This is a genomic window from Arthrobacter glacialis (genome assembly GCF_002909445.1).
GTDB classification, from domain to species: Bacteria; Actinomycetota; Actinomycetes; order Actinomycetales; family Micrococcaceae; genus Specibacter; species Specibacter glacialis.
Map to the genome: position 1 here is coordinate 84,659 of NZ_PPXC01000016.1, position 10,050 is coordinate 94,708.

The window sequence follows — 10,050 nt, forward strand, 5'->3', positions numbered from 1 at the left end:
TCAGTAGCCCAGCTGCTCGCGCAGGGCCGTGAGCTGGTGTGACGACTCTACCGCCTGCTCGTGGTCAACGGAGACCAAGGCTTGAACCAGAACGTCGCTCAGGACGATTGAAGGCAGCGCTTCGGTGGTCATGCCGGTTGGCGTGTGCGGGGCGATGATCACGGCGTCGGACAGGTCGTGAAGCGCGGAGTCGGGTTCGTCCGTCAGTAAGACTATGGACGCACCTACTGAACGTGCGCGCTTGATGAGGACTTCGACGTCGACAGTTACTCGCCCTGGCGCGAAAACCACCACCACATCCTGGCTCCCAAGTTGGAGCAAATCATCCGCGAGTCGAAAACCGTCACTGGAAATGCACCTGGCTCGCCGACCGATCCGGTTGCAGCGCAGAGCCAGGTTGAGGGCGGCAAGTCCGGACGCACCCACGCCGTAACTGACAATCGTGGAACCTCTCATCAGAAGTTCGACTGCGGGAGCGATCGCTTCCGCGGGGTCACCATTGGAGGCGAGTTCCAATCGGTCCTTGGCCTCAGACCACACGTTCTGCCAGATGTCTTCAATGCTGGCGCCCATGTGGTCGATGCGCTGTTGCATGCGTACTTCCGGCGCCACCGTTGAGGTGAAGGGGGTGGCAATGTCTCGTTTCAGCTCCTGCAATCCGGAGTAGTCCAGTGACTGGACCGTGCGGACTACGGTGGCACTGCTGGTTCCGCTTTCGGCGCCGAGCTCCTGCGCACTCGCATAGAGAAGCCGCTCCGGGGAGCTGTTGGTGAGGAACGTGCTCACCGTACGCTCGGCCTTGGAGAGCCTGTCCCAGTGCTCACGCACGCGTCCACGCAAATTAAGCATGCCCCGATTTTTCGTAACGTCTGTTACGAAAATCACATTTGATGTATTGTTCATTCTAAAGAATCTCTCACTTGCAACGGATGTTCCAAAGATACCCTTTCCGACCGCAGATGCCAGTGAGCCCCAACCGAATGAAAGGCACTACGGATATGAGCAACACATCCTTGCGGATAGTGGAGATCTCCGGACCTCCGCTGGAACGGGGGAGGCAGTACGGAAATGCTGCCGCAGACCTGATCACCAAAGCCATCGATTTCTACGCCGAGGCATTCCAGCAGCAGACGGGCTTGACCTGGGATCAGCTGCGCATGCGTGCCGAACGGTGGATGGGACTTTGCGCCGAGGCGGCACCGGAGTTAGTCACTGAAATGCGCGGCATTGCCGAAGGCAGCGGCCGGGATGTTCTGGACATCATGGTGCTGAACCTCCGCGGTGAGATCATCTACGACGCCGGTTTCGCCAAAGCCCCCGAGCCTGAAGAGCGTGACGACGTGGACGGATGCACCTCGTTCGTCTTGACGGACGGAGCCTCCGGTGACGGCCACATGTACGTCGGCCAGAATTGGGACTGGCGCTTCGGCGCCCAGGAAACCGTGATGATCCTGCGTGTGGTCCAGGACCCCAAGCCCACGCTCATCATGCAGGTTGAGGCTGGCCAGATCGGCCGGCACGGTGCAAACTCCTCCGGTATTGCCCTCAACGCCAACGGACTGGGAGGCAGGTTCAACGACGAACTTGGAATGCCGCAGACCTTCATCCGGCGCATGGTCCTGGATCAGGCCGAACTGCCGGACGCGCTGAATACGCTCTTCCGCCAGAAGCCACACATTGCTAGCAACGCAGTGCTGTCCCACCGTTCCGGATTCTCCATCGACGTGGAAACCACCCCGGGAAGCAACGGCTGGATGTACCCGGACACATCCGGAGTGCTAGTCCACGGCAACCACTATGAAGCCTTCATGCCGGTACAACTGGCAGCCACCTACCGGCCGGTCTCCGTGGATTCCCTCTTCAGGGTTCCGCAAGCCAGGAGGGGGCTGGAACGGGTCAACACCGCCACAAGCACCGTGCAATCCCGTGAACTCATCAAGTCGGCAATGTCAGATCACCTCGGCTACCCCGAATCCGTGTGCACCCACCCGGACGAGCGCCGCCCCCTGGTGCGCCAGTGGTCAACGCTGCTTTCCAGCTGCGTGGACCTCACAACCGGTGACTACTTGGTCACTAACGGAACGCCTTGCGACCACGACTACGAACAAATTCCCTGGAACCTCTACGACGGACCTGGTTCCGCCCACGACTCCTTCAACCCCACCATTGCAGAGGTATCACTGTGAAACGCAACGATAAATTCAAGCCCTTTGCCCGAACCGGCGTGATCGCCGGTGCAGCCGCTTTCACTCTGGCGCTGAGTGCCTGCAACGCAGCAGGTCCTCAGGCTCAGAGCACCCCCACTGATGTTTCCTTCGGCCCCACCACCTCGGAAGCCGCAGGCAAGATCGACTCCTTTACCTGGATGATCACCCAAGAGCCGGCCACCTTTGACTTGGATATCGACAGTGCAACGGCTGAAAACACCATCATGTCCAACGTGTGCGAACGGCTGATGCAGCTCCAGCCGGACCTGACCACAACACCCCACTTGGCCGAGAAAGCTGAATGGACCTCGGACACCACGGTGGTCTTCACGCTCCGGAAAGACGTCACCTTCCACGACGGCACTCCGATGACGGCTGACGACGTGCTCTGGAGCATGCAACGCCACGCCGCCAAGGGCGCCGACGAGTCCGATGAGTACGCCAACGTCACCGACATGGCAAAGACCGGTGACAACCAAATCACTGTCACCCTGAAACAGCGCGATGCCATTTTCCTCCAAGCCATGGCCGGCAACGGCGGAATCGTGCTGAATCGCAAGGTTGTGGAGGCGCAGGGCGCGAACTATGGGTCGCCGTCGGCCCCTGACGCTTGCTCAGGTCCCCTCAAACTGGGCAAGTGGTCCGCCGGTTCCAACATCACCCTCACCAAGGCCGCTGACTATTGGGACGCGGACAGTGCTTCTCTGGCAGACACCATCACGTTCCGTTGGGCTGATGACAACGCGATTGTCAACGCGCTGACCAGCGGCGAAGCCCAAGGGGCGTACTTGGATAGTCCAGCGACGGCGGGTCCGCTGCAGAAGAGCCGCAAAGTCCAGATAGCCCAAGGACCGTCCACGAACGTCTGGTCGCTCATCGCTACCGAGCGCGGCGCCCTGAAGGACGAACGGATCCGTCAGGCACTTTCTCTGGCATTGAACCGGCAAGGCGTGACCCAGGCCGCGTTCGGCGGACTGGCTAAGCCGTGGAAGGCCCCCGTCGGTCCAGGTGCTTGGGGTTACGAAGAGCCAACCTTCAGCGCAGCTTACGAAGCCTTGGCAGGTGCGCCTGCCCAGCCGTCCAACGATGACCTGGAGAAAGCCAAGAAGCTGGTGCAGGAAGCGGGCGTGCCTGCGGAACCGATCGTGGTGGCCAACAGTGGCGACTCCATCCGCAACGTCATCTCCAGTGCCCTGGTTGAAGCAGCGCAGAAGATCGGCCTCAAGGCCGAAATCGTCACGATTCCGCGCCAGCAGTATGGTGACTTCTACTCTGACGCCTCCCTCCGGGCACAGGCGGATCTCTTCTCGGACGAGTACTACATCTCCAAGAATGACCCCGTTGGCTTCTACAAGAACGGCGCCTCCACCGCCAAGGTGAACTTCGTGAAGTTCGCAGGAGAGGGCTACGACAGCAAGGTCAAGGAAGCCCAAGCCACCACGGACGACGCTGCCCGGGCCAAGCTCGCCATTGACCTCGAGAAGCACTGGACGGATGCCATGGTCTGGATTCCCGTGGCACACACGCCCGCAACCATCGCGATGTCCAAGGACATCACCGGGGCTCCGTCGTCGGCGTCGTTCCTTTACTACCCGTGGGCCGCGGACGTCGGCAGCAGCAAGAAGTAATGCCATGATCCGTGCAGCAACCCGCATCGCGGGAATGATCCTGACCTTGGTGGTGAGCTCGTTCGTCATCTTCGCCGCGATGTATGCGGCGCCCGGGGACCCGGTCACGTTCCTGATCGGCAACCCGGAGAACATAACACCCGAGCGCATCGCAGAGGTTAAGGCCCAATACAACCTGGATCAGCCGCTGATTGTGCAGTACGGGCTGTGGGCATCCCAGGCTTTCATCGGCAACCTCGGCACGTCCTTCCAGTATCACCAGCCGGTGGCCGAGCTGATGGCCACGCGACTTCCCGCAACCTTGGCATTAGTGGCCATCGCATCCGTCCTGTTCATCGTGGCCGGTGTTGGCCTGGGAATCCTGTCCGCGCTGCGCCAAGGCAAGCGGACGGACTCCACCATCACGGCAGCCACCACGCTCGCGGCCTCTGTTCCTTCGTTCGTTATCGGGTTGCTGTTGGTGTCCATTTTCTCGGTGCAACTTGGCTGGTTCCCCGTCTCGGGAGCCGGCGAGGGGTTCCTGGACAGGCTGCACCACCTCGTGCTGCCAGCAGTGGCACTGGCCGTTGGCGCCGTCGCAATTGTCAGCAGGGTGACCCGGCAATCCATGGTGGAGCAGCTGTCCATGGATCATGTGGAAGCTGCCCGCAGTTTCGGGTTGGCTCCCGCCAAGCTGGTCCGCCGCCACGTTCTGCGCAACGCCTGGGGACCGATCCTGACCATGGTGGCGCTGGTGGTGGCCAGCATGCTGGCCGGGACCGTCGTCGTCGAAAGTGTCTTTGGCATCAGCGGGGTGGGCAAGCTGCTGGTGGACGCCATCAACACGCACGACTTCCCCGTGGTGCAGGCCGTACTCCTCTACATGGTGATCACGTACATGGTGGTAACCACGCTGGTTGATTTGGTGCACCCACTGCTTGATCCGCGTATCAAGGCAAAGGACAAGAAATCATGAGCTCCCTCTCGACGCCCACGTTGGCGTCCACCCCGGTTATCGGCAGGAAGAAACGCGACGTTGCCTATCTTGTGAGCCTTGGCTTCCTTCTTCTCGTTGTAGCCGCGGCGCTGCTGGCCCCGTGGGTGGCTCCCTACGCCGCCAACGCGGTGGACTTCACCGCGATCTGGCAGGCACCGGGCGCTGGTCATTTGCTCGGCACCGATCAGGTGGGCCAGGACCTGTTCTCCCGGCTCATCCACGGCGCCCGGGAATCGTTGCTCGGTCCGCTTGCCCTGCTGGCACTCGCCACTGTGTTTGGCGTGACGATTGGGACCGTGGCCGCGTGGAACGGCGGCTGGATAGACGTAGTGCTGGCGCGCATCACCGACGTGATGTTCGCCTTCCCAGGTCTGCTGTTCGTGGTTCTGGTGATCGCCGTCTTCGGCAAAGGACCCGCGACGGCGATCGTCGCCCTTGCGCTGGCTTACGCGCCCGTCATTGCGAAATTCACCCGATCCCTGGCCCTCGCAGAGATGACCCGGCCATACGTGGATGCGTATCGCGTTCAGGGCGTGGGCGGAGCCTTCCTCTGCGTCCGGTACATCATCCCCAACCTGACCCCGCCCCTCCTGGGATACCTCGTAGTGCTGTTCGGAGAAGGTCTGATGAGCCTCGCAACACTCAGCTTCCTGGGCTTCGGCGCCCAACCGCCCAGCTCCGAATGGGGACTCATGGTCCAGGAAGGCCAGTCCGGCATCATCCAAGGCCACATCTGGCCCACGCTGGTTCCCGGCGCAGCCATCGCCGCCGTTGTGGTGGCCGTCAACGTGGTGGGCGTGCGGTTATCCGACCGCCTGAACTCACGGTTTGAGAGGTAGGAAAATGCTGCTCGACATAGACAATCTCAGCCTCACCATCACCACCAACGGCTTGGTAAATCCCATTCTGGACCGCGTGAGCCTCTCCGTTGACGCCGGCGAAGTGGTGGGGCTGGTGGGGGAATCCGGTTCGGGTAAATCCACTACAGCGCGAGCCGTGCTGAGGCTGTATCCCGAAACGGCCGCCGTCGAAGGTTCCATCAGAGTGGGCGAGACAGAGGTTCTGGCTGCATCCCGCGCTGATCTTCACAGGGTTCGCTCGTCTGAAGTTGCCATGATCCATCAGGATCCCCGCGCTGCACTCAACCCGGTCCGGAGGATCGGTGACTCCCTGACTGAGCGGCTGGTTCACGTGCTGGGATTCAGTCGCCCGGCTGCTGCGGCCGCTGGGCTGGAGCTCCTTGAAGCTGTTGGCATCCGTCAGCCGGAAGAACGGATGCGTCAATACCCGCACGAGCTTTCTGGTGGCATGCTCCAGCGCGTGGTCATCGCCGCGGCACTTACCGGCCAGCCGAAACTGCTGCTGGCGGACGAAGCAACCAGCGCTCTCGACGTGACCACTCAGGCTGAAGTCCTTGCCATTCTGCGTGACCTTCAGTCGCGGCGTGGCCTGGGAGTCCTGCTCATCACCCACGACCTCCATCTGGCTGCCGCCTATTGCGACCGCGTGTACGTGATGTACCGCGGGCGGATCGTGGAGGAACTCCGCGGCAACGATCTCTTCCACGGGGCGCAACACGAATACACGCGGCAATTGTTGGCCGCCGTCCCGGCCATCGGCCATCTTCCCAATTCAGAAAGCAGGGCATCATGAGCGAGAACGCCCTGGAGGTTGAGGGTCTGCAGAAGGCATTCCGCGTGGGTGCTGGCAATGTTGTGGCGTGCAACAACGTCAATTTCGCCATCCCGCCGGGCGGTTCCATGGGGCTGGTGGGGGAGTCGGGCTCGGGTAAGAGCACCATCGCCCGTATGTTGGTGGGGCTTGAAACGCCCGACGCCGGCACTATCCACGTGCGGGGACGGCAGCTTGGGACGCGGGAACGGGGACGTGCAGCCCGCCTTCGGCGTGCCAAGGAGATCCAGATGGTGTTCCAGGATCCGTACGGCTCCTTGGATCGTCGGCTGACGGTGGCGCAGTGTCTGGATCAGGCGATGAAGTTGCATGGGGTTACCTCTGGGACCTCGCGCGCGTCGCGTGTGTCTGGGCTGCTTGATCAGGTTGGGCTCTTGGCTAAGCACGGTGAGTCCAAGCCGCATCAGCTCAGCGGTGGTCAACGGCAACGCGTCGCGATCGCCCGATGCCTGGCGATAGAGCCGTCAGTGATGGTGCTGGACGAGGCTGTGTCTGCCTTGGATGTGTCTGTTCAGGCACAGATCCTTGCATTGCTGAACGAGATCCGTGCTTCTTCCGGGATTGCCCTGTTGTTCGTGAGCCACGACCTAGCCGTGGTTTCCGAGGTCACCGACGATGTGCTGGTCATGTATCGGGGATCGGTCCTCGAGCAGGGAAACACCAGCCAGGTACTAAACCACCCCGAGCACAGTTACACAAAGCTGCTCCTCTCATCCATGCCTGGACCTTGCTGGAACCCGAAAGCGGTGATGCAACGGCGAGCGGCGTTCGAGGCGGAGGTTGCGACGTGAGTTCGGGCGCTTTGGCTATCGGGACGCTGCTTGGCCCGACGCTCACCAGCGACACCTAAGTGAAGTACTTGAGCATCGACTCTACGAAGTGATCTGATGCCTATCGTCGTGGACATCGACGTCATGCTGGCCGGGCGCAAGATGCCCGTCGGCGTGCTGGCGGACCGCATCGGGATCACGCCGACCAACCTTGCGGTGCTCAAGAAGGGTGGTTTGTGATTTCGTTGAAAATCCGATGCAAGGACAGGACGGTGTCCGGTAATGAACGTTTGCGAGACACTTCGACCATGCTTTTCGGTTCCGCAGAAACGCGCGGCCCATTTTGTAATGCTTGCCGTGTACGCGGCTGTGTAATGCCCAACCCGGTTGGTGATACATTTTGGTCATGCGAATCGGATATGCGCGTGTCTCAACACGCGATCAGCACCCCGAAGCCCAAGAAGATGCCCTTCGCGCGGCCGGCTGCGACTTGGTGTTTATCGACAGCGCCTCGGGCAAGCTGGCCCGCAGGCATGAACTCGACAAGGCGCTGCTCTCGGCCAACCGGGCAGGGGATCAGCTTGTTGTCACCAAGCTCGACCGGCTCGGGCGGTCGTTGGAAAACCTCATCGACCTGTCCAAGACGTTGCAGGAGCGCGGCGTGGACCTGGTGGTCCTGGACCAGGGCATCGATACCTCCACACCTGCCGGGCGGATGTTTTTCCAGATCATCGGTTCGATCGCCGAGTTCGAACACGCGCTCATGTCCGAGCGGACCCGTGACGGGCTGGCCGCCGCCAGGGCACGCGGGCGGACCGGCGGGCAGAAACCAAAACTCGGCCCGCGCCAGGTCAAACTGGCTCGGCAGATGTATGAGGAAAAGGACGCCGACGGGAAACGGGCCCACACAGTCGAGCAGATCGCCCAGGAGTTCGGCGTCACCCGGCCCACCATCTACCGTCACCTGGCCAAACCATGAACGGCAGGCCTTACGCCGCACCGTGCCACAGCACATCCGTAGATCACGGCCATCCAAACGGAAAGGACCTCTGAAACGGCCCTGCGATCCTTGCTCACGGCTGCCGAGCGCAGCCAGGTCCTGACAATTCCCACCAATGAAGTGGACCTGGGGTCCCGGTACACACTCAGCGAGGCGGACATGTCCTTGATCCGGCAACGCAGCGGAGATGCCAACAGGCTGGGTTTTGCCGTCCAGCTGTGTCTGCTGCGGCGTCCGGGAATCGCACTGGCAGACGATACCGATGTGCCCCTGGAGATCGTCGCCTGGCTGGCTTCCCGGCTGGCCGTTTCCGTCGAGGCGTGGACAGGTTACGGGGACCGTGAGCAGACGCGGCAGGACCACGCCAAGGAACTGCGCATTTGCCTGGGCATGTCTGCGTTCGGCATCGAGGACTTCCGTCGGCTCGTGAAGTACGTGAGTGATGTGGCAGTGCAAACAGACAAGGGCCTGCTCCTGGTCGAAAGCGCCAGGGACTTCCTGCGGGCCCGGAAGGTGGCCCTGCCCGGGATCGGCGTCCTTGAACGGGTCTGCGCGCAGTCGCTGACCAAAGCGAACCAGCGAATCTACGCCACCTTGTGTGAACAACTGTCCTTGGGCCACCGGCAACACCTCGACGGGCGCCTGCTGCGCCGCCCCGAAAGTTCATTGACCGAAATCGGCTCGCCTTGCAGGCCTCGCTGCTGCTCAGATTTGCCCAGGTCACAGTGGCCGACGCGTTCATCGTCTCCCGGCTGGGACCCGACCGCTCCTTCAACTACGGCAACCTCCCAGCGTCGTCCGATCTGGCAAGGATCCTGGCCCGGGCCTAGGCGATCCGGTAGGTGCCGCAGTCCCCGTGACCGCGAGCACGAGCACGAGCAGGAGGACACGGCAGCCGAAACGCCGGGTTTTGATTGTTCCCCGAAAGTGAGGGGATCGGCTGGAATGGGTGACAGCCATTCCGAACGCTTGACTGACCCGCCGCCCGAGTCAGGTTGACTCCGGGCGGCGGGTCACGGCGTCGTGTCTAAACAGCAGGCACTGAAACCCGGCAGGCATTCTCCTGGGACACCCGGCGCAGCAATGCCCACAGCAGCAGGCCCAGGGACAATATCGCCAGCAGCGGTTGGAGTGGCTCAAAGAACGTCATGGCGCCGGAGGTTCCCAACGCCAGCAGCACCAGCTTGTTGCAGACCGGGCAGCCCACGGCGAAGAACGCCAGAACGGACGCAGCTACGCCGGACTTGTTCGTGGTGCCCGTCCCGGCAAGCGGTGAGGCCACATACGTTGCCACCAGAAACCCCGTGAGTGCGGAACTGATGATCAGCGCCGCGTGTGACCACCACGTGGGCGGAATCACCCGGTCAAAGAACGGATTGGGAATCAAGTCCGTGGGGATGGCCACCACCACGAACGCCAGCGCGGCGACCACTGCAGCCACCACCCAGCGCCGCAGCTGCCAGACGCTGAGATTGCTCACAAAAGCGCTGGCCATATCAGTCCTTGTCCGAGCCGCGGCGCTCTGCAACCCGCGAACGCCAAAGGTAGGCGCCGCCGGCAAGCAGCAAAACAGCCAACGCAAACATCCCGAAGGCAACGTTGGAAACATTGTGCGAGATCGCCGCAATCCACGATTCCGCCTCATACTGGGCGTCGATGGTCAGCACCCCACCCAGGGACGATGTCCCCTGCGTGGCCAACAGCAGCACGCCAATGCCCACGGACAGCACGCCGGAAACAACCATCCACACGGAGTTTTCCCACGGGCCCAGCCGGA

General features: G+C 62.0%; 9 protein-coding genes and 3 pseudogenes. 9 read left to right on the forward strand and 3 right to left on the reverse strand.

Annotation, left to right across the window (positions count from 1 at the left end; translation table 11 throughout):
• Entirely contained in the window at positions 1-849 is an 849-nt protein-coding gene (locus CVS27_RS17180) for a MurR/RpiR family transcriptional regulator (protein ID WP_103467090.1), read from the reverse strand.
• Between the two features lie 149 nt (positions 850-998).
• Between CVS27_RS17180 and CVS27_RS17185 the strand changes: the two genes are divergently transcribed.
• The 9 genes and pseudogenes from CVS27_RS17185 to CVS27_RS17225 all read left to right on the forward strand — a co-directional run.
• Positions 999-2,186, forward strand: coding sequence for a C45 family autoproteolytic acyltransferase/hydrolase (locus CVS27_RS17185; protein WP_103467076.1), 1,188 nt, complete (start codon positions 999-1,001; stop codon positions 2,184-2,186).
• Positions 2,183-3,835: an ABC transporter substrate-binding protein gene (locus CVS27_RS17190; protein WP_207767559.1), complete on the forward strand. Its 1,653-nt coding sequence runs from the start codon at positions 2,183-2,185 to the stop codon at positions 3,833-3,835. The genes CVS27_RS17185 and CVS27_RS17190 overlap by 4 nt, the downstream gene beginning before the upstream one ends.
• Before the next feature lie 4 nt (positions 3,836-3,839).
• Positions 3,840-4,790 carry an ABC transporter permease gene (locus CVS27_RS17195; RefSeq protein WP_103467077.1) on the forward strand — a complete coding sequence of 317 codons (951 nt, stop codon included), beginning with the start codon at positions 3,840-3,842 and terminating at the stop codon, positions 4,788-4,790.
• Positions 4,787-5,650 (forward strand): ABC transporter permease, encoded by an 864-nt coding sequence (locus CVS27_RS17200; protein ID WP_103467078.1) that lies wholly within the window; start codon positions 4,787-4,789, stop codon positions 5,648-5,650. Before CVS27_RS17195 ends, CVS27_RS17200 begins: the two co-directional genes overlap by 4 nt.
• 4 nt (positions 5,651-5,654) lie before the next feature.
• A complete protein-coding gene (locus CVS27_RS21355; RefSeq protein ID WP_103467079.1) occupies positions 5,655-6,464 on the forward strand; it encodes an ABC transporter ATP-binding protein in 810 nt (269 codons plus the stop codon).
• A complete protein-coding gene (locus CVS27_RS21360; protein WP_103467080.1) occupies positions 6,461-7,294 on the forward strand; it encodes an ABC transporter ATP-binding protein in 834 nt (277 codons plus the stop codon). The genes CVS27_RS21355 and CVS27_RS21360 overlap by 4 nt, the downstream gene beginning before the upstream one ends.
• 96 nt (positions 7,295-7,390) lie before the next feature.
• Positions 7,391-7,504 (forward strand): annotated as a pseudogene (locus tag CVS27_RS17215) (helix-turn-helix domain-containing protein); the annotation flags it as partial.
• 175 nt (positions 7,505-7,679) lie between these two features.
• Entirely contained in the window at positions 7,680-8,252 is a 573-nt protein-coding gene (locus tag CVS27_RS17220; protein WP_103467081.1) for a recombinase family protein, read from the forward strand.
• A gap of 51 nt (positions 8,253-8,303) precedes the next feature.
• Positions 8,304-8,969: pseudogene (locus CVS27_RS17225) on the forward strand (DUF4158 domain-containing protein); the annotation flags it as partial.
• A 331-nt stretch (positions 8,970-9,300) separates the two neighbouring features.
• Here CVS27_RS17225 and CVS27_RS17230 read toward each other — a convergent pair.
• Together CVS27_RS17230 and CVS27_RS17235 are read right to left on the reverse strand one after the other, a co-directional pair.
• On the reverse strand, positions 9,301-9,768 hold the full coding sequence (locus tag CVS27_RS17230; RefSeq protein WP_103467082.1) for a hypothetical protein: 468 nt from the start codon (positions 9,766-9,768) through the stop codon (positions 9,301-9,303).
• A 1-nt stretch (position 9,769) separates the two neighbouring features.
• Positions 9,770-10,050: pseudogene (locus tag CVS27_RS17235) on the reverse strand (cytochrome c biogenesis CcdA family protein); the annotation flags it as partial.

Excerpts from the sequence above, each read along its gene's own strand:
- CVS27_RS17180 (WP_103467090.1), bottom strand. The coding sequence starts at position 849 with ATGCTTAATTTGCGTGGACGCGTGCGTGAGCACTGGGACAGGCTCTCC.
- CVS27_RS17185 (WP_103467076.1), top strand. The coding sequence starts at position 999 with ATGAGCAACACATCCTTGCGGATAGTGGAGATCTCCGGACCTCCGCTG.
- CVS27_RS17195 (WP_103467077.1), top strand. The coding sequence starts at position 3,840 with ATGATCCGTGCAGCAACCCGCATCGCGGGAATGATCCTGACCTTGGTG.
- CVS27_RS17200 (WP_103467078.1), top strand. The coding sequence starts at position 4,787 with ATGAGCTCCCTCTCGACGCCCACGTTGGCGTCCACCCCGGTTATCGGC.
- CVS27_RS21355 (WP_103467079.1), top strand. The coding sequence starts at position 5,655 with ATGCTGCTCGACATAGACAATCTCAGCCTCACCATCACCACCAACGGC.
- CVS27_RS21360 (WP_103467080.1), top strand. The coding sequence starts at position 6,461 with ATGAGCGAGAACGCCCTGGAGGTTGAGGGTCTGCAGAAGGCATTCCGC.
- CVS27_RS17220 (WP_103467081.1), top strand. The coding sequence starts at position 7,680 with ATGCGAATCGGATATGCGCGTGTCTCAACACGCGATCAGCACCCCGAA.
- CVS27_RS17230 (WP_103467082.1), bottom strand. The coding sequence starts at position 9,768 with ATGGCCAGCGCTTTTGTGAGCAATCTCAGCGTCTGGCAGCTGCGGCGC.